Origin of the sequence: Pseudomonas sp. 2hn, from assembly GCF_019646095.1 — a bacterium.
Lineage (GTDB): Bacteria > Pseudomonadota > Gammaproteobacteria > Pseudomonadales > Pseudomonadaceae > Aquipseudomonas > Aquipseudomonas peradeniyensis.
Genome location: NZ_CP081016.1, coordinates 3646446 through 3667022 on the forward strand (window position 1 = coordinate 3646446; position 20577 = coordinate 3667022).

The following is a 20577-nucleotide window of genomic DNA, read 5'->3' on the forward strand; positions in this document are numbered from 1 at the left end:
GAAGCAACATGCAATCACAAACCCCCGAAGCTGGCGGCGCCAAGGCTACCACACCCCAGGACCGTGCAGGCCTCGGTACAACCCCACAAACTCGCCCACGGCTGGCCAGCCATTCCCTCGACCTACCGAACCACTGCGACATCTGCAAGAAAGCCCGCTCCCACGGCAACCACCAGCGCTGCAGCAGGATCCGCCAGACGCGTCAGTCCGCGTACTGGAGCGCCTACATGGCCAACATTGAAGCCAAACGGGCACAAGGGGGCCGTCGCAATGCTCGCTAAGCGCAAGCTCTATCACTTCCACCTTTGTTGCGGCCTGGGGGGCGGCGCCAAGGGTTTCAACCGGGCCAAGCCCATCGTCGGCAACATGCAGGCAGAGTGGGAGTGCATCGGCGGGGTGGACGTTGACCCAGCCGGCCTGGCCGACTTCGAGCGCCTGTCGGGCGTCAAGGGCACCTTGATCGATCTGTTCACCCGCGACCAGTACATCCGCTTTCACGGCAAAGAGCCGCCGCCGGGTTGGCGGGAGGCTACGCCGGAGGATATCCGGCGCGCAGCTGGTGGCCGTCGGCCGGACGCCGTCTTCATCAGCTCCCCTTGCAAGGGCGCCAGTGGACTGCTGTCGGAAACCATGAGCCTGACCCCGAAGTACCAGGCCCTGAACGAACTGACGCTTCGCTGCATCTGGCTGTTCGGCGAGGCCTGGAAGGATGACCCGGTACCGCTGCTGGTGTTCGAGAACGTCCCGCGCCTGGCCAGCCGCGGCCGGCACCTGCTGGACCAGATCGGCGCCCTGCTCAGCCACTTCGGCTATGCGGTTGCCGAGACTACCCACGACTGTGGCGTCATCGGCGGCCTGGCCCAGAGCCGCAAGCGCTTCCTGCTGGTAGCTCGCCACGTCGAGAAAGTGCCACCGTTCCTGTACGAGCCGGAGAAGAAAAATCTGCGCGCGGTGGGCGATGTGCTCGGACGCATGCCGCTGGCCGGCGATATCGAGCAGGCCGGCCCGATGCACCGGGTACCGGCCCTGCAGTGGAAGACTTGGGTTCGTCTGGCCCTGGTCGAAGCAGGCAAGGACTGGCGCAGCCTGAATGACCTGTCGATCGAGGATGGCTACCTGCGCGACTTGATCATCGTGCCGCAGTTCCGCGACGGTTTCCTCGGCGTGAACGATTGGGCCGAGCCGGCCGGTACCGTGGCGGCACGCAGCGGGCCAACCAATGGCAAGTTCTCGGTAGCGGACCCTCGCGCCAAAGCCGGAGCCCTGCAGTACCAGCAATACGGCGTGCGCCGCTGGCAGGACACCAGCGGCGCGGTGATCGGGGTCAAGAGCCCAGGCCAAGGGACATTCAGCGTTGCTGACCCTCGCCGGGTAGGCAACGGCTTCGGCAAGTATTTGGTCACGCCATACGCCAGCTCGGCCGGCACCGTGATCGCTGGCAGCACCACTGGCCAAGGCGCCTTCGCTGTTCAGGACCCTCGCCCGGGCATGCGCCGTACCAAAGGCGATGCCTACCTGACTGGCGGCCACTATGGCGTGGTGCCTTGGGCTGGTCCGGCCGGCGCCGTGTCCGCAAGCGCCATGCACGACAATGGCCGCTGGAGCGTCGCAGATCCCCGCCTCCCCGAGGCGGACGACAGGCTTACTTGTGTGATCGAGTCGCTCGACGGTACCTGGCACCGTCCCTTTACCACCCTGGAGCTGGCAGCCCTGCAGAGCCTGGTCGAGCCCGAAGAGCAGCTGGAGCTCGACGGGCTGAGCGATCAGGCATGGCGCGAGCGGATCGGTAACGCTGTCCCACCAGCCGCAGCGGAGGCTATCGCCCATGTCATGGGTACCACCTTATTGCTGGCTGCCCAGGGCGAGACGTTCATGTTGAACGCTATGCCTATCTGGGTTCGCCCCGTAGCGGTGGGCCTGAGCGTTGCGCAAAGGGAGATTGCAGCATGAGCCTGGTAATGCTCCCGAGAGCACGCCGCTTGGGCAAACGTCTTGCCCTTCTGGTCTGGTATGCCCACAACCATGGGTGGAGCATCAGTTTCACCCGCGGTGGTCACCTGCGCCTGCACAAGCCAGGCAAACCGGTTGTCCACACCAGCAGGACACCCAGCGACTGGCGCACAGTTCACAACGCCATTGCGATGCTCGCACGAGCCGACGCCAAGAACTGACGCCCCAATCTTCTAGGCCCTGAAAACGGGCCATCCTCTTGGAACGGCCCATACTCTGGGCCGTTTCTCTGTTTTCGAGTGAAATTCAATGGCAGATGGAGTCGAAGTACGCGGCAATCACATCCGCGTGTATTTCCGTTACCAGGGCGAGCTGTGCCGGGAGACAATCCCCGGCAGTGCCTCACCCGCCAACCTGGCCAACGCCGAGCGCCTGGTCGGGATCATCAACTACGAGATCGAGGCCGGAACGTTCGACTACGCCCGTCACTTCCCGAACTCTCCCCGGATCAAGACCAACTCGCTGGGCCACTACATCGATCTCTGGCTCGAGATCAAACGCAACCAGATGGCGGCCAGCGGCTTCGCCATGTACCGCAGCCGTACCGAGAAGCACATCCGGCCGCGCTGGGGGGCGATGCAGGCTGACCGAATCGATCACCTGGACATTCAGCACTGGGTGCAGTCCGTGCTGATGCCCGAGCTGCACAACAAGACCGTGCGGGAAATCGTCAGCCACCTGCGGCAGATCTTCCGGCTGTACCGCACTCGGAACCGTTCGGCGTTCGATCCCACCGACGGCATCACCATCTCTCTGCCGGATGCTGACGACCCCGATCCGTTCACCCGGGAAGAGATCGACGCGATCCTAGGGTACCCGACCGAGCGGCAACAGGAGATCAACCTGTCGCAGTACATGATCTGGTCCGGCCCGCGGGTCAGCGAGGCGATTGCCTTGGCCTGGGAGGACGTCGACCTGGCCGCCGGCACCGTGGAGATCCGCCGCGCGCGGGTCGCCGGGCAATACAAGGTGACCAAGACACGGCGGTCGACGCGCAAGGTAAAGCTGCTCGCACCTGCCCTTCGTGCGCTGGAGGCGCAGGAGAGGTTCACCAGGCAACTGCCGGCGGAGCTGATCCAGGTCGTCGAGCGCGACAACCGGACGATTCGGGAGCAGCGCGTGCGCTTTGTCTTCCACAACACCGCCACAGGTGAACCGTACCGGTCCTCCGACGTGTTGCGGCACGGGTGGTGGATCGGCCACCTGGAGAAGGCCGGCGTTCGCCAACGTGGTCCGAACACCTGCCGGCACACCTTCGCCAGCCAGATGCTGAGCAGCGGACTGGCCACGCCAGAGTGGATTGCGGATCAGATGGGGCACACCTCGACGGCCATGATCTTCAGGCACTACGCGAAGTGGATCAGCCAGGACGGGCCGGATGTGGTGGGGTTGTTGAACCAGGCGCTCAAGTTGAGCTGAAGCGCATAAAAAAAGGGGCCATGACGGCCCCTTCCTTTTGCCTTCGATTCCCAAAATGTTCCCAAAACGTTCCCTTTTGAGGGGTCGCCTAAGGTAAACACCAATGAAATCAGGCACTTAGATGGCGGAAGCGTAGAGATTCGAACTCTAGGATAGTTGCCCATCGACGGTTTTCAAGACCGTACCATAAGCGCCCATTTATCAAGGCGTCAACGTAAAAATCGATTCCAAAACGAACACAAGAAGACTCGGCTACAACCCGCATAGCATAAGGGTCACACTTTCGATTTTGGAATCGATTTTCCCCACCACAGCGCTCTGCTGACCACGATCCGTTCTGGCTCGTTTACCTTCCACGACTACCTTGTCCAATCAATATGAAGGGCTTATTCCCACTCAAGTAACGCCCACACCCTGGCCGCTTCGACTAGCTCAAGCATGTCAGAGAGTACACCGGAGTCGATCTCGTAGCGCCGGCTGGCCGCATAGGCCATTTCGGCCAGCACTGCGGCGCGCCCGTCCGGGTCGGTGACCAGGGCGGGGCCGTCGTACAGCTCGTCGAGCCACGGGCGCGGGATGCCCGCCAGGCTACTCAACACGGCACCACCACGATTGCGAGTACAGCACGCCGTCGATTTCTTCGAAGCCGGTGATGTTCATGCCCAGCTGGGCCATGCCGTTGACGCAGGCGTCATGCAGGCGCGGGATGATGTCTCCGCTGGGCGCTGGGTTGAACACCCAGGCCTCTATGCATGGACGGCCAAGCACCTTGCTGTGGCCGTACTCGATATGCACGTCTGCGCGCAACGGCTTGATCTTGGCGAGCTTGTCGTTGGGGATGGCGACGCCGCGCTCTCGGCGACGGGTTAAGAGAAAATACATGGAGGACCAATACTGTATGTACATACAGCATCTAACCATCCAAACGGATTCCTGGCCAGTACCGCCCGGCGGGCTATCCTCTCTGTTGGATTAGGAAAAATGGTGGGGCAACGTCGGTGACCAGCCACCCAGGAGGTACAGTGTTGCAACGACGACAAAGGCAGCAGTGCCTCAACGGTGTTAATGATGCTTTACTGCCGTCGCCTACACCAACCTATGAAAGACTCTAAGATGCGTTAGTAACTGCCCACACCACATAAAAAATCGCAAAGTCAAAAATAATAAAAATCAAAAATCCATATCACCCTAGGCCCACTTAAAAGACACACAAGGACAGCGATGAGAAAAATCGTTCACATCACGGGAAGAATCCCCAACTCAACAACCGAATTAGACATACCGCTAAAAGGGAAGTCATTAATAATAACCGGGCGAAATGGTTCCGGAAAGACCTATTTCCTGACGAAACTTCATGAAACATGTGCCGCCCAGAAACTTTACCTACAAAATGACTACGGCGAAATACTTCAAGAAATTGAGAGGCTCAACAACACGCCCCCCATCGCAGCTCAATCAGTACGGGCCGCTAGCGAAATAGCGAGACTAATGGCAATCAAGCAAAAATTAGAGGAGACTATTGCCCCCGTATTCGACCGTTCCAACCAAACCGAAGCAGAGGCAAAAGGAAACATAGGAATATTTTCTTTCTCGGCCACTCGCAGATCCTCTATCAATTCAACCGACCATATCGATGGACTTGCTAATGGCCTTCAGAAGCTTAGATCTCCCGGGGGATTAGCAGATAAATTAGAACAACATATAGTAAACCTTGAAGCTAGACGCGCTATGATGGGGGGACACCCAGACGTAGAACTCGCCAAAAAAATTGACTCCTTCCTTTCACGCTTGCGCCGAAACCTCAAACTACTAATGGAGGACGAATCAGCGGAATTAGTTTTTAATTTAGATGAAACCAGTATAACCATTCGTAGAGATGGCAAGCCTGACACCAGTTTCCAAACACTATCATCTGGGTACTCCGCATTCTTCTGTTATTACAGCGAAATCCTTTTACAAGCTGAAGCAAGAAATCTAACCCCTGAAGACCTGCATGGCATTGTTATAATAGATGAAATTGAAATACATCTGCACGTCTCACTGCAAAGGCTTATCCTACCCTTCCTCATAGACAGCTTCCCCAAAATCCAATTTATTCTGACGACGCACTCCCCATTTGTACTAACGTCTTCATCCCAAGTAGTTATTTATGACATATCCAGCAACTCAATAATCGAGGAAGACATAACACTTTATTCATACTCAGCCATCGTCGAAGGGCTATTGGATACGAATACGAAGTCTATCTCCCTTGAAAGCCTCACCAAAAAGCTTATAGAAGTGCTCAAGAGTGAATACAGCACCAGCAGCCAAATCAAGCCGCTACTTACAAAGCTTGAAAGCTCTTACGACCACCTTGACAACCGGTCCAAGGTCGTTTACGAGCACGCACTTAACATCCTCCAAGATAGAGAACAAAAAGATGTTTAAGGTGACGCGACCAGACGTGGCGCCAGACTGCACAAAACAATCGGGATATAATACCGAAGAAATAGTTAACATATTAGAGGATATCTTCTATGGCAAATGTTACTTGTGCGAGCAGTTCCCCTTACCAGACCCTGAAATTGAGCATTTTCACCCCCACAGCTTAGACGAAGCTAAAAAATACGAATGGACAAACCTATATTATGCTTGCAGCAGATGCAACAGCATCAAAGGAACAAAACACACAAACCTGCTAGACTGCTGCAATCCGGAAATTAATATTGACGACCTTATAGAGCTATCTATAACACCGTACTACGATGAAGACATATTAGTAGCCCCACTGAAAAACAGCCCTTCAGATCAGACTCTTAATACGATTGACCTCCTTAGGCGTTGCTATAACGACGCAGGCACCCCGCTGCGAAGAATTAGTCGCAAGGCACTTATGGAAAACATCTCGGATTATCACCTAGACCTTCTCCTCTTGCGTAAAACCTTGAAAAACAGATCTTCAGGCGAGAGAGACATAATTGCAGCAGCTGATAAACTCAAGGCTATGATATCTCCCAAGCATCCTTTTTCAGCACTTTGGAAAACTTGCATCAAGAGAGACTCCGTCCTATCAAAGATCGCTAAAGACTACAACTTCTTGTAGCATTCTAGACTCACGCAAGAAAACACGAGGCCTTCTATCTCGGATGCAGTGCACCCTGGCCTCGTGAATGAATATCTATAAAACTAGTTAGATAAATTCTTTATATATTTTTGACACGCCCTCAGGGCGATGATGGCGCGGTCACCTTCGCTGGTTATCTTGATAATTCGTTGAGCATGCTCTGAGTCAAGGTAGGCGCGTATGGCTCCATGAACCACGCTTCCGGCGCCGGCGGTGGCTGACACCCCACAGCCACCACATTGGTCGGTGGTGTCGAGTAGGACTGACAACCGCAGATCAGCAGTAGCCAGCCGGTCGCGCAGACGAGCCTGAGCTTGTTGGGCATCAGTCAATTCCTTCCAATGTAGTTGTGTGGTGTCTTTCAGACGCTGTTCCAAGCCCTGGCGCTGCTCGCGCTCGGTCAGCAGCAGGCCATGCAGCGCCTCAGCCTGATCCAGGCGCTGCTGCAGCAGCTCCTGTTCCTGCTCAGCCAGTAAACGCCCGTAGCGCCATGCCTGCCCATAACCACCCAGCACCACGCCAAGCAGCAATGCGCAACCGGCAATACGCCAGGCAATCGCACTCACTGCAGCACCTCAAGCGCCCGCTTGTAGAGGGCTTCGCGATCCTCAAGACCATTTGTGCCGCCGTTGATGCGTTTCGTGATCGCCAGGAAGTCCCCTTTGTCCGCGAGACCGTTGAGCCCTGCTCGCTGCCAGAACCAACCCGCCGACATCGCGGCATAGACCGGGTGCTCAAGCAGTTCGGGGGTAGCAAGCAGCCGAGCGTCACCGAACAGTGCCTCGCTGCAAGCCAAGTAGTTGTCGCGGCCAGTCACCTGGATCAGCCCTCGACCGCGATACTTCTGCCCGTCACCATCCGCCTCAGGCGTGTTCCCAAGGCGCTGTGCAAGGCGCCCGGTGTCGTACCTGGAGAGGTATGCATCGCTGCCCAACTCGCGCACGTAACGCAGCTGGCCCGACTCGTGGCCGATCTGGGCGATGAATGCGGCCATGCGCAAGCGGGCGATGATCGCGTACTTACCCATTGCCGCGTTCAGGGCAGGAACAAAAACGCCGGCTTGGCGGCCGGCGTTGGGAAGAATTTGCAGCAACTGCTTTTCATTGATCGGCATTGAAGTCATTCCTTCTGATGAAGAAAGCCCCGTCGATGCGGGGCCTTATTGAGTGAGTGCAGCTAGCCATCCCGGTGACGTCGGGCGCCCCGGCAAGTCTGGAAATGTCGAGGATTCCGGCCACTTGCGTAGCGCGCTGCGGAACAGCTGAAGTTCGCGGTACTGCTCGGCAGTCAGCGTGGTGCTCGATTCAAACTCCAGCTCGTCGCGATGGCGCGTCACGATTGAGTCGGTCTGCAGCAACTGTTGATCACGCCAACGGCGCTCACGCTCGGCCAGCACTTCATTGGAAGGCGGCGGCGGGTCCGCTAGCACCGGCTCGCCATCAGCGCCGGGCACGATCACTTGCCCTTCCTCGGTGCCGGCGCACAACGTCGCTCGATGCTCGGCGCTCACCTCCAGGGCATCGGCGGGCATGGCCAGGTTGTAGGACGGAGAGAACCACCCCGCGAGCTCGAAACTGTAGAACCACACCGGCTCCACCGGCCCCGAGGTCAAATCTTCTTCATGCTCAGTCATCAGTATCCCCAAGCCATCCAGCTGATGTATTGGTTTGCTGCCCCGCTGGTGGTCGACACATCTTGCGTGAGGCGCAACGTTGAGTTTGACGTCAGCTGTGCATAGGCGCTGTAGTTGCCCTGGTTATTGGCCGTACCGGCCGCCACAGTAGCGATGGCACCTCTGCCCCCGTTGAAGGTGATGGGCAACGTGACATCGACCGACGACTCCGGCGCTACCAGCGTCGTCCCCATCACCAAGAGCAAGCCGCCAGTGCGGTCAGGAATGCGAATGAAGTCCGGTGCACCAAAGTTACGTCGGGGTAACAACGCTTCGACGGCCTGGTTAATCAGGTAGTTGGTGTCGGCCCTGGTGTAGACATTGGCCACGTCGGCCTTGCTGGAGGGGTCGAAGTTCCCGCTATGGAACAGCGTTCGCCATTGCCCGGTTCCGTTGGTCTCTACCCGGCGAACGCAAAAGTGATCATGCGTGACGGCCCCCAGGAACTGGATGGCCATCTTCCCGTCCGGGTACTTAATGGACATGCCACCGGCGTAGCTGATACCAACCGGCTTATCCGTCGTGGCATCCGCTGCCGCCAGGAAGCGGGTATCCGCGATATCTGCCATCGCTCCGGCCACAACCCCCGGAACACCGGTTACCCCGCCCAGGTCGGAACTCCCTCCCACCACGCGGCCTGCCGAATCAACAGTCACCTTGGCATACGAACCAGCGGCGACCACGCGACCGAAGGCCAGGGTAAACGTCAGCTCAGTGACTCCCACCGTGATAGGACCAGGCGTGGCCAACTGCCAAACCGAAGGGCCGTAGGTGGTGCCTGCGGCCACCGCCACGACCAGACCGCCGCCGACATCGCCACCACCGCTGAAGTCATCGGCACGTCGCCACGCATTGGCTTGCGCGAGCCAGATGCCGTTCAAGGCCTTGCTGGGCTGATCCTTCACCAGAACGCGATCACCGGCGGCGAGCTGCACACCGTCGATCACCTGCAGGCCATCCAGGCCGATGGCGGCCGTCGTCGCCACGCGCACCGCTCGCTTGAAATCCCCCGACAGCATGCTGCGAATCGACCGCAACAGCTGGTCATGTGCCGCTTCGTCGGGTTCGAGGCCTGCAGCCTTGATGACGTTCACCAGCTCGTCAGTGACGCCGTTTCCCCAGGATGCCGGGATCAACGATCCAGGCTGGCCGGTGGTAGTGTTTTCGTCCACAAAGCGCCCGTCCACCAGGCCGGCGCCTGGTGTGCTCTTTGGATAATCCATGTCATTCCCCGTACTTGATAAATTCAATCGCATGCGCCGGGGCGCTGCGTCTTAATGCGCATTCCAAGGCGCCGCTGGGATTGCCGCCGAACGTTTCGCCGAAGTAGGCAGCGCCGAAGCGACGCCCGAGGCGGCGACGCGGCCCTGTGTCCAGCGTCCACATGAATTGAGCTGACCAGGTGCCAAAGCGGGCCGAGCCGAAGCGCGAGCGACCAAAACGCGGCGCCCGGTGTTCGATTACCTGGGCATTCGGATACCCCTGGGTGATGGCCAGCTCTACGAAGTAGGCCCGCGACTGGCCCCCCACCTCTGTCAGGCGACGGCGCACGGCAAGCTGACGATCCTCGAACTTCGGTGACTCGCCCATGCATGGGTCCGGCAGGAACATCACCCGCTCCCAGTCGGGCACCAGTTCGCGCACGGTGTCGGGATTCGATTCGGCCAGCAGGTCCTGGGCGCGCCCGTCTTCGACCGCGAGCAGATCGGCACCGGCCAGCAGCAGCTGGTCAATCCCGCGATTGAACTCCAGATCCCAGGCAGGACCTGGTGGCAGCAGGCTGCGCAGCTGCGCGTGGTAGTCGGCGGTGGTTCTCAACGCCATAACACACCCCCATAGGTGAGCAGCTCATTCGGTGCCGCCTGGACGTTGCCCGCCGGGCTCAGTACCTGGTGGTCGCGCTCACCCACCGCCCCACTGATCGCCTCCCGGATATGTGACAGCAGCAGCTCGATTCCCAAACCGGATTCGCGCTGATGCAGCTCCACAAGCTCGGCTTCCACGGCCCGGCGCACTGCAGAACTGTCGGGGCTCACCTTGATTTCGTACTGCACCGGCTTCTCAACCGGAGCCAGCACGTATACCTCTGCCGTCACCGGGCGTTCCTGCTCGATGTACTCCTGCACCACCGCGCAGGCTTCGGGCGTGGGGATCGGGTCGATGTCGTTGTCGCGCACAAAGAACACACCCACCGTGCCCGGCCCCATCCAGCGCCGAACAATCCAGGCCCGCGTCACGCCCGGCACTTCCAGCGCCCAGGTCTCGTAATCGCTCTGGCTGCCACCGTGCGGGATGACGCGGTACGAGCGAATCACCCGAGCGCGCAGCGCCTCGATGCTCTCCTGCTCGGTACCACCACCCAAGCCAGGGGCTGCAACCTTGGCCACGTCGTTGACGCCGAGCACCGGCGAAACCAGCCTCAGCGTGACGCCCGGCGGGGTGTTACCGAGTTGGCCTGGATCGACCGCTGCGACTTCCAACGCGACGCCTGCAGCGGCCAGGGTGCCGCCGATAACTACTCGAAATAGCAGGCCATCGTCGCGCTGCAGTAGCACCCCGGCATCGATCACGGCTCCGGGCGCGCCCGTGAAGACTGCAGTGCCGGTGGCGGATACCGCCGGCAAGCGATCACGCTTGAGACGGGCCGCCGCCATCCGGCGCAGGGTGTCTTCGTCAGCCGTGTCCGGCAGGATCTGGTTAGCAATGTATTTCTGTTGGCCATATCGCCCGTAGGACGCAGCCGCCAACACCCGAGCCAGCACCTCGGCATCGCTACGCTGCAGCGCCGTGGAGCCCGCCAGCGCCGCTTGCTCACGGCTGATCAGCTCGGGCAGGGTTGGAATATCAAACGGCATGTATCACCTGCCATAGATTGTCGAGTTTCAGGTCCACCTGCCCGCCATCGCGCAGGCTGATGACGACGGCAAGGTCGAGTCGGTCGATGCCCCGGGTGACGGCCACAGCCACATCGGAGACGCGGCCATCGTCCAGCATCCAGGCCAGTGACTCGCGGGCGAAGGTTTCCGCGTCTCGCAGCGTGGCGTCGGTCAACGTGCGCCGGCGCAGCTGCCACAGCCGCGAACCAATGCGATCATTTGCCACGCTGGGGAAGCTGTCGCCCCACCAGCCCTGGCGCTCGTTGTCATCGAGCACGTCGTCAGCCTCGGCGCGGCGCCAGGTCAGCAGGCTGATCACCGCAGCCCGCCGCCAGGCGCTTTCGGAGGCGTCATCGAGCAGCGTCATGCTGCCCCCTCGGGCTTGGCCGTCAGCTTGTCGCCCACGACCACACCGCCGTGCAGGTGGTTGATCTGGCTGATTGGACCGGCGATCTGGTCGCCGACCGACACGATGCGGCCGGTGGTACGGATCTCGGGGCTGTCGATCTCGACCGCCGTTTCCGCATTGATCTTGAAGGTCCGGGTTGTCAGCTCCACGACGTTGCCGCGCTTGAAGATCAACGTGTCCTTTTCGTCGGTGTAGATCGCCACCTCCCCAGCCTGCAGCTCGGCAATCCGGAACTGACGGTCGGCGACGCAGATGACCACGCCGTGGGAGCGGTCGCCGTTGAAGAACAGCGACAGGCCTTCGGCGCCAGGGTGCGGGTGCGCGGTAAACCCATAGGGTTCGAAGTGCTCCATGCCGTCTTTCACTTCATCGGCGTGCAGGCGCATCTGCAGGGTCTGCAGTTGGCTGCCGGCGTTGACCAACGAGACGACGCCACGGGTCACCAGGTTGCGGATCTGTCTCAAAGGGTTCATGGCGCGGGCTTCCAGTCAGCGGGGATCAGGTACTCGAAGTTGTCGGCCTTGCCGCCTTTCTTGATCTTGCGTGCCTTGTGCGGGTCTTTCGGCTCGGGGTCGAAGCCATCGGGCGGGCCGACGGTGATGTTGCAGATCGTGCCGGCGTCCAAGCTGTACTCGATCTCACTGATCAACATGTCGCGGTCGATCCCAAGCACAGGGTCAACAATCCGCACCAACATGTTCGGCAACCACAGCGCACCGTTGGACTGCCGCCAGCCTTGCACCTGGTACTTGAGGGTCAGCGCCTTCCCCATTCGGTTGCCGCGCTCCCAGTTCGCCCGTGCACTGGCCAGTTCCGGCGTCATCTGCCCGCTTTCATGGATCAGCAACACCCGCCTGCGCGCCGCTCGGGGATCGGTGACGGCGGCCTTCACCTCGCTGGCCTGCTCGGCGCGCTCGCCATCGGCGCCAGAGCGCTGCCCGGTAACCCGGTACTCGGAGAACACCCCCGAGAAATCCAGATCCGCTTCACCGCTCAGCAGGTTTTCGCCCAGTACCAGACTGTCGACAGCATGACCGGCGCTGCCCGGCTTGATGATCACCAGCCGACCGCGTGGGTCATCGGTGGACAGCAGGCGCGAGAGCGTCAGCAGGCGGTCGATGGATTCGAACGTGGTTTCCCCAGGCTCGATGGTGTGGTCGGCCAGCTTGCCGGTGTCCGGCACCTGGCTGCGCACCGCGATGTTGTAGTCGCTGGCCAGCGCCGTAACGATTCGCTGCACACTCTGTCCTTTCCACTGCCCTGGCTTGTTCACTGCAGAGCAGTCCACCAGGTCAGCGGTCAGTGAGCGGCCGCTGATCGAGCGCGTCACCTGCCGGGCGTCGTAGCGTACCGGCGTGGCGAAGACCCAGCCGGTCAGCACCAGATCTTCGCCGATCAGCACTTCGCAGCGGTCACCCTGGCGAATCGGGATTTCTTGGGCCTGGCCGGGCCACTGCCACGTCACATCGAGGCTGAAATCCCGGGCTTGGCGCTCGATGCCGGCGCCGATGCGGACTTTCTTCCAGCCGCCATAATCCATGCCGTTCACGCGCAGCGTGACAGCGTTCAATGGGTTCATTCGTTACTCCTGTGCAACGCGCAGGGTGTCCGCCGGCAGGAAACCGGGGTGTCTCACCCTGTTGCGCGAAACGATCTCGTCGGCGCGTGTGGCATCGCCATACAGCCGGTACGCCAGCACCACCGCCGGCAAGCTTTCTTTCGGGGTGACATCGACCAGGCGTACACCCGCCATGGCCACCTTCGTCAGATGAGCGCGCAGTTTCTTCTGGGTGCTCTGCAGCACGGCGAAATGCGCCGGCGGCGCGGTCATCCCGGCTTGCCAGATCGCATCGCTAAGCGCGTCACGCAAGGCCAGCACGGCGTCGGTGGTGGGCACCTCGGGCCGCGTGATCGGCGTCCCCACCTGCTGCTCAAGCGTGGGCACCCCGGGCAGCGTCACCGGTGCCTGCACCACCGGCATCTGCGCGGCGATCTGCACGGCCTTGACCAACAGCGCGTCACGTACCAGGTCGCGGGCGGCCTCCACGGCAGCCACGGTGGCTTGGCCACCAGCAGGCGGCGATGCCGCAGTCAGACCTGCCGCCGCCGTTGTTGCGTTGCTGGCCTGGCCGGCCAACACGGTAAACGCGGGCGCCTGATCCTCGTCGCCCGTCCACCGGCTACCATCCCCGAAACCGGAAAACTGCGCGTCGACCATCGTGGCCAGGTTGTCGGGGAAGTTGGCCAGCAGGTCGGCCAGCACCTTGACCGATGTGATCGCGCTGGCGATCTGCCCGAGCTCACCCTGAATAGCCATCTGCACACCGGCGATACCGTTCTGCAGCTGCACCGCGGCGATCCGCACTCGGTTGACCACGGCCATGGCGGCCCGGTAGCGCGCAATCGCCGAGTCGAGCCAACTCTCGGACTGGTCTTCCAGCTGTCGCGAGGTGTTGGGTACACCCACCGGATAGCCCTTCTCCCCGGACTCGATAAAGTCAAGCTCGAAGCGCACCATGCCACCGGCTTTGCGGTCGTGCGATACGTCGCAGCCATCGCCGGCGGTGACCTGCATGCGTCCGAACCAAGGGTGTATCAACTCCCCGGGGCCAGGCTGGTTCAGCGCGTGCAGGAGGTTGTCGCGCTGGAAGAAGCAATCGTCTCCGATGACGAAGGCGGTCAGCTTGACCCGCCGCGTCTGCGCGCCCATGTCTTCCACCAGCGGCTTGTCCCGCTGCGGGTACTCGTGCAGCTGGACACGGCGCCCTACCGGCGTTGAGTCAGCGTCGACAAAGAAACCCACCCCACGGAAGGACGCGGGGTGCAACTGATCGCGCCACGTTTGCTCAGCCATGCATTACCTCGCGAGCGATCGATAGCCGACGTTCTGCGAAACAGACACGCCGGGCTGGTTGGTCTTGGCTTCCTCCACCCGCATGCCGGGTGGGGCGTTCTCGAAGCGCACCGCAATGGAGCCTTCCAGGCCTTGCTTCTGACCTTGGGCTGCCTGCTGCACGAGGGAGCCCGGTGCGGGCCCGCCCGGAGCACGCAACAGGCTGGCCGTGCCCACGGCCGGAGCCTTGAGCAGGTCGGTGGTGGCAGGTATACCGAGCCGTGCGCTCATGGCCTGCTGCTGGGCCGCCGCCTGCTGACCCGCATTGGCAGCCAGCAACGCACCATCGCCCTGCCCTACAGCCTCCCCGTTCCTCACGTTCTGCGCATACGCGGCGCGCTGCATGGTGGCGGTGATGCCTTCGCCTTCGCCTTCGTCATCCATGCCCATGAACTTCATCATCGGCTCGATGAACTTACGTACCCTGTCCCAGATGCCCTTGAAGAACCCGACGATGGGCTCCCAGTTCTTGATGATCAGGCCCAGCGGCGTCCAGGCCGCAAACTGCTTGAACAGCTCCCAGGCCGGCACGGTGTATGCCTTGATCAGCTCCCACAGCGCCTCGAAGAACGGCCCCACAGTGCCCCAGTTGGCAATCAGGAAACCGGCGGCGAGCGCAATGCCGCGCACGATCATGCCGATAGGGCTCATGCTTGCGACCCCGTTCATTACAGTCAGCACCGCCGTCGCACTGGCGGCCGCCAGGCGCAACACCGTGAAGCCCACGGCTGCGCCAAGGATCCCCTTGATCAGCCCCGGGTGAGCAGCCGCCAGACCGGCAACCTGACTCACCAGCGGGCCAACGAATGCAAGGAAGTCGTTGAGCGGCGGCAGCAAGATCGAGCCGACCGAGATACCCAACCGGGTCACCCGGTTCTGCAGCAGCTGCAGGGCATTGGCCGTGGTCGCCGCCCGCGCCGAGTACTCCGCCTCCATGGAACCGGCGAACTTGCCTTCGGCACCGACGTTCTTGAAGTTCTTCTGCAGCGTGTCGAGGCTGGTCAGCAATGGCGCAATGGCCCCCACCGACTCCTTGCCGAACAGATTGGTCAGCACCGCCGCCTGTTTGCTCTTCTCGACCTTGGCCAGCGTCTTGAGCACCTTGTTGATCGTGCCTTCGCTGTCCTTCTGCATACCCTCCGCGATCTCATTGGCATCCAGGCGCAACGACTTGTAGGCCTCCCGCTGAGACTTCGTCGCTGCATTGCCAGCGGTCAGGGTCAGCATGAAGTTCTTGATGCCCGTGGCGGCCACGTCCTGAGCAATACCCACCCCGGCCAGGGCCGAGCCCATCGCCGCCAGCTGCCCGGCGTTGACCCCGGCCACTTCGCCCAGTGGGCCGATGGCCGTGACAATGGCCGAGATCTGCGCGGTGCTGGCCGCGCCCGTGTTGCCCAGGTAGTTGATCTTGTCGGCGAGGGTGACAACCTCGGCCTGGTTCAGGTGAAAGGCAGTCCGCCACTTCGCCATCATCTCGCCCGATTGCTCGGCGGTCTGGTCGAAGGCAACCCCCATCTTCACCGCGTCCTCGGCGAACTGGTTCAGCTCTGCCCGAGCGATACCCGACTGACCACCAGCCGCGACAATCGCAGCGATGCCATCGGCCGCCATCGGCAAACGCTCGGACAGGTCGAGCACATCGGTGCTCATGGCCTGGAACTGCTCGGGCGTTTCGAAGTCGACGACCTTCTTGACGTCGGCCATGGCGCTTTCGAAGTTGATCGCCGCCTTGACCCCCATCACGAACGGGGCTGCGATAGCCCCGCCCTGGACCGCATCGGCGAAGGTGATCTTGCCCAGGCCCGAGGCGTTGATCTGCTTGCGCAGCGTGGCCACGTTCTTGCGCACGCCGGTGATCACCGGCGAAAGCTTGTCGACGCCGGTGATCAGCGCCTTGAGCTGGAATTTATCCGCCATCCCCTGCCCCCACTAGTGATTGGATCCGGCTCGCGTTGGCGTAGCCCTCCAGCAGGTCGTCCAGCGCCCAGTCCTTGACATGCTCGGGACTGAGCTTCCAATACCAGGCGAGGTCGTAGACCAGCTGCATCAGGCCGTCGAGGCTTCCGCCTTCGCGGCCTTCTTCTCCGGGGATGCCATGAAAAAACCAGCCAATGCCCAGGCCGCCGCGTTGAGGTCGGTCACGTCCAGCTGATCAACCGAGCTGCTGGGGATCTCGCCGCACACGACGATGTACTTGGCGGCAATGTCGAGGTTGAGACCGACCGACTCGTCCTTTTCGATGCGATACGGCAGCTGGCCGATCTGGCGGCACTCGCGAGTCGTCGGACGGCGCAGAGTCAGTTCGGTGAGCGGCTCGCCATGAGCCTGGATGGGGGTACCAAGTTTGATGGTGGTGGTCATTACTGCCAGTCTCCCGAAACGCCTTCGAAGTTGAGTGAAACCTTGCCGTCATCGCCGGTCACGTTGACGTCATCGACCGTGTAGGCGCCGGATAGCACGTAGCTACTGCCGTCCTTGAACTCGGCGGTAATGGTCATGTTGGTGGCCTCGGCGATCTTGGCGAACGGGAAGCCAGGGGTTTTAACCGCGTCGACCTTGAGGAACGGGGCGCGATCTTCTTCCTTGAAAAAGCCAGGCGTGATGGTTTCGCGCTTGACCTTGGACAGCGGCGCTTCGACGCCGCCGGTAATCACCAGCTGGGCACCGTCGACCTTGATGTAACAGGTGCCCGCGACTTTCTGACCCATAAAAGGCCCTCATGAAAAAGCCCGCACGCGGCGGGCTTGGAATAGATGGGACGCGGATCAGGCCGCGTCGGCGGGGTATTGCAGGCGGAACTGGTACAGCAGCGCGAACACGCGCAGCTGGTTGACCAGATCCGGCGGATACAGCACGTTCAGGCGGTTGGGATTGGTGGCGTCCCGCTCAACGATCAGGTTGGCCTTGAACGCCTCGGTGTTCTCCACGATGCCCAGGCTTTCGAGGTAGCGATAACCGGCAATCAGCTCGCCACGGATCACCAATGGCGTGACGATGGCCTGGCCAGGCCCGAAGACCGTGCCGTCGTTGGCCAGCTTGTGGCGGCCGTACTTGCTGGTGATGATGCTGGCCAGGTAACGCAGCACGTAGGCCGTCTGGTGCAGCGGTTCGCTGTCCAGATACGAATCATCGACCTGTCCGTAGGCGTTCTTCTGGTAGGTGGTCACGGCGCGCTGCAGGCGCATGTAGCCGCCTTCGTAGTACGCCGTGCCGATGCCGTTGCTCAGCAGAGATTGGCGCTCGGTCAGCATGAAGCGCTCGCTGGACTTGGCTGGATCCAGCCCCGGCAGCGTACCGGTCTGGGTTGGCCGAGCTGGGTCGGCGCTGATGAATACCGCAGTGCGCGCCGCGACCTGCGCCGCAACCACCCACACCGGCTGCGGTACACCGGTTTCGAAGCCGATGACGGTCATGTGCGGGTCATTACGCTGGCTGCCCAGCGCGACCAACTGACCGAGGGTGCCGCGCTTGGCGCTGTAGACATGCCCCCACAGCTGTTTCGACCAGGACCAGCGACCGCTGTTTTCGTCCATGGCGTCTTTCCAGGCGTCCAGGGTGTCGGCGTCAGTCCAGGGTTGCGCGCAGAACTCGAACGGCTCGTCACCCAAGGCTGCCAGCAACGGCGCCATATCAGGGCTGCCCACGCCGCCAGTCATCACGGCGACGGCCAAGGTCAGCCCCTGCGGGGTTTCCTCGCCATTCGCCCGCCCCAGGCGGTTCAGCTCGACGCGCACATCATTGCCCAGCTCGCCCTTGAACTTTGCTTCCAGGGTGACCACCCCACCGGCAGCCGTCGCGGTCACCGGCAGGTCGAGCATGGCATTCACGCTGGCAGCAACTGCCGTGGCCACCGCTGCCGCGCTCATGGTCGCAGTAGCCGTGGTGCGCACCCGGGTGCCGCCGATGTACAGATTGACCAGGCCGGCGGCAGACGCCGTGCCCGTTACCGTAACGGTAGCCTTGGCGGTGGCGCCTTCGCTGACCTTCACCGGCAGGCACCAGACCTCCCCGGCCACGTCGAGAGCGCGGTGGGCCGCGAACATCGTCGCCAGCATCGAGCCAGGTCCGCCAATTTCGACGGCCTCGGCCTGCCGGGACACCAGCACCAGGCCGCCGATCTCGCTGCTGTCGGCATCGTCGTTGACCTGGCCGACGATCAGCCGCCGCAGGGCGCCGGCAGCCCCGCTATTGGCCATGCTGTTGTCGACCTCGGCATAGAACAGCGGCACCTTCAGGTCGCTGGGGATGAAGCTGAACGGGACACTCATGCCTGGGGCTCCTTCGCGGCCTTCTTGGTTTCGACCGGCACTGCATCGCCTGCATCGAGGCGACGTTGCCAGTACGCGTTATGCGGGACCGAATCCCCCGCTTCAGGCAGCAACACGCCACCCTTTTCCGGCATAGGGCACGCACGGCCCGGGGCCGGCTTGACCTTGATCTGTTTCATTGGGGGAAGTCCTCGTGAATCTCGAAATCGATTCGGCCATCAGGGCCGATGGGTGGGTGGCTGTCGACATGTAGGTTGAAACCCTCCAATGCCGGCAGGCCGGCCAGCTGCCATTCCTGCCAGGTCTGCGGCTTGCCTTCGCCGGTCTGATCCCAGCGGCCGAGCTGGAAATCGGCATAGAAGCGGTAGCGGTAGACCATGCGGTCGCGGTCGAGCAGCAGTAGCTGGCCGCCGTCGTACAGCAAAGGCCCCGATTCGTCGTCGGGCTCGAAGCCCACCAAGGCGCGCCACACCTGGGCGCGCACGTCGTGCAGCACGTCGACCACCGACTGCCCGCGCTCATCGTCGGTAGGCAGCACGACACACACGTCGATGACGTCGCGCACGGCCTGGGTATAAACGTTCTGCGCTTGCGGCTCTTCGGCCGAGTCGCCAACGGCGATCACATAGGCCGCCGGCGGGGGCATCTTGGCGCTGTCGGCGGTCGGGTCCCAATCCAGACCGCCGGCCACGCGCCCTTCGAAGCCAGGCGCATAGGAGCGCAGCTGCTCGATCACAGGCGTGATTTTCATGTCAGGTACTCAGTTGAGCAGCGCGGCGGCAAAGGCCTGCTGCAGGATGCGCCGCACCTCGTCTCGGCTGTCGACCAGAGCGTCGGTCATGTAGTTGTCGCGGGGCCTGATCCGCCACCCGCCCCCACTCTTGCGGCGCACGCCGTAGTGCAGGTAAGCCGGGTAATACTCCTTCATGCTCGTGGTCTTGCTGGGTGCGACACGCACCAGAAATCCCGAGCGCGACACCTTGTAGCCGATGGAGTCGGTAGTGGCCCCGCTGCGGTTGACTGGGTAGCCGTCCTGGCCACCGCCGAGCGCCAGATTCATCTGCGCCCGGCCGGTAATCAGTTGGCCAACCTTGCGCATGCCGGCGCGGATCTTTCGCTTGTTGAAGGCCTCTTGGTCGAACTTGTCGAAGCCCTCGACATGCAGATAGCCGTCAATCGAAACGGAGTTGGCCACGGCCACCTCCCGCCGGCGCATTCGCCGCCTGCAACTCCTCGACTTCGATCACCAACCACACCTGCCGCCCGCGCATACCGGTAGCCCGCTTGACGCGGAACACCCGGCCGCCGGCGACCAGTTCATGCCGCGTGTCCAGGTCACGCACGAACCGGCAGTAGATTCGATGCGTGATGGTCGTACCGGTCTGCACCGACCCGGTGTAGGTGGCCGTGCCTAACGGCTCGATCTTGCACCACCGCTTGGCCACTACCTCGAAATGCGAGTCCAGGCCGGAACCGCTGGGCGTGTCGTTGCGGATGCGCACCACCGCCCGGGTGCGCAGTTCGCCCGCTTCCGGCTCCCTCACAGAGTGAACCAGCGGTAAGGCTGCACCAGGGCGTCATAGGCCAGCGGCAGCGTCTTGGTGCCGTTGCTGGTCGACTCGGTGACCGGCTCGCGGTTGCGGTGCCAGTGGGCGACCAACAGCAGCATGGCCAGCTCCACGTCGTCCGTTACAGGTAACGCGTTTTCTGGCGCATCGATCGGCAGCAGCCCACGCAGGTAGACTTCATCGCCGGTCGCGTCTGCCGGCGCGTCGGCCGGCAGCGTGACCCAGTACAACCGCCGGCCACTGTCCTTCTCGACCTGGCGACGCGCTGCGCGGGCGTAGGCCTGCAGCAGCGTGTCTTCCTCGGTTTCATCCAGCTCCAGCTTGCAATGGCTCTTGATCTGCTCAAGCGTCAGCAT

General features: G+C 61.8%; 27 protein-coding genes and 1 pseudogene. 6 read left to right on the forward strand and 22 right to left on the reverse strand.

Annotated features, from left to right (window positions below; translation table 11 throughout):
- Nucleotides 1-8 precede the first annotated feature (8 nt).
- The 4 genes from K2O50_RS16365 (at nt 9) to K2O50_RS16380 (ending at nt 3429) form a co-directional block, all read left to right on the forward strand.
- Nucleotides 9-281: a hypothetical protein gene (locus K2O50_RS16365; RefSeq protein WP_310889553.1), complete on the forward strand. Its 273-nt coding sequence runs from the start codon at nt 9-11 to the stop codon at nt 279-281.
- Nucleotides 271-1950 carry a DNA cytosine methyltransferase gene (locus K2O50_RS16370; RefSeq protein ID WP_220689872.1) on the forward strand — a complete coding sequence of 560 codons (1680 nt, stop codon included), beginning with the start codon at nt 271-273 and terminating at the stop codon, nt 1948-1950. The genes K2O50_RS16365 and K2O50_RS16370 overlap by 11 nt, the downstream gene beginning before the upstream one ends.
- A complete protein-coding gene (locus K2O50_RS16375; RefSeq protein WP_259470158.1) occupies nt 1947-2171 on the forward strand; it encodes a type II toxin-antitoxin system HicA family toxin in 225 nt (74 codons plus the stop codon). Before K2O50_RS16370 ends, K2O50_RS16375 begins: the two co-directional genes overlap by 4 nt.
- Before the next feature lie 88 nt (nt 2172-2259).
- Entirely contained in the window at nt 2260-3429 is a 1170-nt protein-coding gene (locus K2O50_RS16380) for an Arm DNA-binding domain-containing protein (protein WP_220689873.1), read from the forward strand.
- Between the two features lie 389 nt (nt 3430-3818).
- Here the strand turns inward: K2O50_RS16380 and K2O50_RS16385 are convergent.
- Nucleotides 3819-4016 (reverse strand): annotated as a pseudogene (locus K2O50_RS16385) (hypothetical protein); the annotation flags it as partial.
- 1 nt (nt 4017) lies between these two features.
- Nucleotides 4018-4311, reverse strand: coding sequence for a hypothetical protein (locus K2O50_RS16390; RefSeq protein WP_220689874.1), 294 nt, complete (start codon nt 4309-4311; stop codon nt 4018-4020).
- Nucleotides 4312-4650: 339 nt separating this feature from the next.
- On the opposite strand from K2O50_RS16390, the gene K2O50_RS16395 reads away from it, so the two are divergent.
- The gene (locus K2O50_RS16395; protein ID WP_220689875.1) at nt 4651-5859 is read left to right on the forward strand and encodes an AAA family ATPase; all 1209 of its coding nucleotides are present in this window, start codon (nt 4651-4653) and stop codon (nt 5857-5859) included.
- Between the two features lies 1 nt (nt 5860).
- A complete protein-coding gene (locus K2O50_RS16400; protein WP_220689876.1) occupies nt 5861-6514 on the forward strand; it encodes an HNH endonuclease in 654 nt (217 codons plus the stop codon).
- 83 nt (nt 6515-6597) lie between these two features.
- On the opposite strand, the gene K2O50_RS16405 is transcribed toward K2O50_RS16400, so the two are convergent.
- From K2O50_RS16405 to K2O50_RS16500, 20 genes are read right to left on the reverse strand one after another with little or no spacing between them, the layout of a single operon-like run.
- On the reverse strand, nt 6598-7101 hold the full coding sequence (locus K2O50_RS16405) for a lysis system i-spanin subunit Rz (protein ID WP_220689877.1): 504 nt from the start codon (nt 7099-7101) through the stop codon (nt 6598-6600).
- Nucleotides 7098-7649 (reverse strand): glycoside hydrolase family 19 protein, encoded by a 552-nt coding sequence (locus tag K2O50_RS16410; RefSeq protein WP_220689878.1) that lies wholly within the window; start codon nt 7647-7649, stop codon nt 7098-7100. Before K2O50_RS16410 ends, K2O50_RS16405 begins: the two co-directional genes overlap by 4 nt.
- 45 nt (nt 7650-7694) lie before the next feature.
- A complete protein-coding gene (locus tag K2O50_RS16415) occupies nt 7695-8168 on the reverse strand; it encodes a phage tail assembly chaperone (protein WP_259470159.1) in 474 nt (157 codons plus the stop codon).
- Nucleotides 8168-9430, reverse strand: coding sequence for a hypothetical protein (locus tag K2O50_RS16420; protein WP_220689879.1), 1263 nt, complete (start codon nt 9428-9430; stop codon nt 8168-8170). Before K2O50_RS16420 ends, K2O50_RS16415 begins: the two co-directional genes overlap by 1 nt.
- A 1-nt stretch (nt 9431) precedes the next feature.
- Nucleotides 9432-10031, reverse strand: coding sequence for a YmfQ family protein (locus tag K2O50_RS16425; protein WP_220689880.1), 600 nt, complete (start codon nt 10029-10031; stop codon nt 9432-9434).
- Nucleotides 10022-11062, reverse strand: coding sequence for a baseplate J/gp47 family protein (locus tag K2O50_RS16430; protein WP_220689881.1), 1041 nt, complete (start codon nt 11060-11062; stop codon nt 10022-10024). The genes K2O50_RS16425 and K2O50_RS16430 overlap by 10 nt, the downstream gene beginning before the upstream one ends.
- Nucleotides 11052-11450 carry a phage GP46 family protein gene (locus K2O50_RS16435; protein WP_220689882.1) on the reverse strand — a complete coding sequence of 133 codons (399 nt, stop codon included), beginning with the start codon at nt 11448-11450 and terminating at the stop codon, nt 11052-11054. The genes K2O50_RS16430 and K2O50_RS16435 overlap by 11 nt, the downstream gene beginning before the upstream one ends.
- On the reverse strand, nt 11447-11965 hold the full coding sequence (locus K2O50_RS16440) for a phage baseplate assembly protein V (protein WP_220689883.1): 519 nt from the start codon (nt 11963-11965) through the stop codon (nt 11447-11449). The genes K2O50_RS16435 and K2O50_RS16440 overlap by 4 nt, the downstream gene beginning before the upstream one ends.
- Complete coding sequence (locus tag K2O50_RS16445) at nt 11962-13071, reverse strand: phage baseplate assembly protein (RefSeq protein WP_220689884.1); 1110 nt, start codon at nt 13069-13071, stop codon at nt 11962-11964. Before K2O50_RS16445 ends, K2O50_RS16440 begins: the two co-directional genes overlap by 4 nt.
- 3 nt (nt 13072-13074) lie before the next feature.
- A complete protein-coding gene (locus K2O50_RS16450) occupies nt 13075-14346 on the reverse strand; it encodes a DNA circularization protein (protein WP_220689885.1) in 1272 nt (423 codons plus the stop codon).
- A 3-nt stretch (nt 14347-14349) separates the two neighbouring features.
- The gene (locus K2O50_RS16455; RefSeq protein ID WP_220689886.1) at nt 14350-16302 is read right to left on the reverse strand and encodes a phage tail tape measure protein; all 1953 of its coding nucleotides are present in this window, start codon (nt 16300-16302) and stop codon (nt 14350-14352) included.
- On the reverse strand, nt 16292-16432 hold the full coding sequence (locus tag K2O50_RS16460) for a hypothetical protein (RefSeq protein WP_182323076.1): 141 nt from the start codon (nt 16430-16432) through the stop codon (nt 16292-16294). The genes K2O50_RS16455 and K2O50_RS16460 overlap by 11 nt, the downstream gene beginning before the upstream one ends.
- Nucleotides 16432-16746, reverse strand: coding sequence for a phage tail assembly protein (locus K2O50_RS16465; protein WP_220689887.1), 315 nt, complete (start codon nt 16744-16746; stop codon nt 16432-16434). The genes K2O50_RS16460 and K2O50_RS16465 overlap by 1 nt, the downstream gene beginning before the upstream one ends.
- On the reverse strand, nt 16746-17093 hold the full coding sequence (locus K2O50_RS16470) for a phage tail tube protein (RefSeq protein ID WP_182323074.1): 348 nt from the start codon (nt 17091-17093) through the stop codon (nt 16746-16748). Before K2O50_RS16470 ends, K2O50_RS16465 begins: the two co-directional genes overlap by 1 nt.
- Nucleotides 17094-17150: 57 nt before the next feature.
- Entirely contained in the window at nt 17151-18653 is a 1503-nt protein-coding gene (locus K2O50_RS16475; protein ID WP_220689888.1) for a phage tail sheath subtilisin-like domain-containing protein, read from the reverse strand.
- On the reverse strand, nt 18650-18832 hold the full coding sequence (locus K2O50_RS16480) for a DUF2635 domain-containing protein (RefSeq protein ID WP_220689889.1): 183 nt from the start codon (nt 18830-18832) through the stop codon (nt 18650-18652). The genes K2O50_RS16475 and K2O50_RS16480 overlap by 4 nt, the downstream gene beginning before the upstream one ends.
- Entirely contained in the window at nt 18829-19404 is a 576-nt protein-coding gene (locus tag K2O50_RS16485) for a hypothetical protein (protein ID WP_220689890.1), read from the reverse strand. Before K2O50_RS16485 ends, K2O50_RS16480 begins: the two co-directional genes overlap by 4 nt.
- A 9-nt stretch (nt 19405-19413) precedes the next feature.
- On the reverse strand, nt 19414-19848 hold the full coding sequence (locus K2O50_RS16490; protein ID WP_220689891.1) for a hypothetical protein: 435 nt from the start codon (nt 19846-19848) through the stop codon (nt 19414-19416).
- Nucleotides 19826-20197 (reverse strand): head-tail adaptor protein, encoded by a 372-nt coding sequence (locus K2O50_RS16495; RefSeq protein WP_220689892.1) that lies wholly within the window; start codon nt 20195-20197, stop codon nt 19826-19828. The genes K2O50_RS16490 and K2O50_RS16495 overlap by 23 nt, the downstream gene beginning before the upstream one ends.
- Nucleotides 20194-20577, reverse strand: coding sequence for a head-tail connector protein (locus K2O50_RS16500; protein ID WP_220689893.1), 384 nt, complete (start codon nt 20575-20577; stop codon nt 20194-20196). Before K2O50_RS16500 ends, K2O50_RS16495 begins: the two co-directional genes overlap by 4 nt.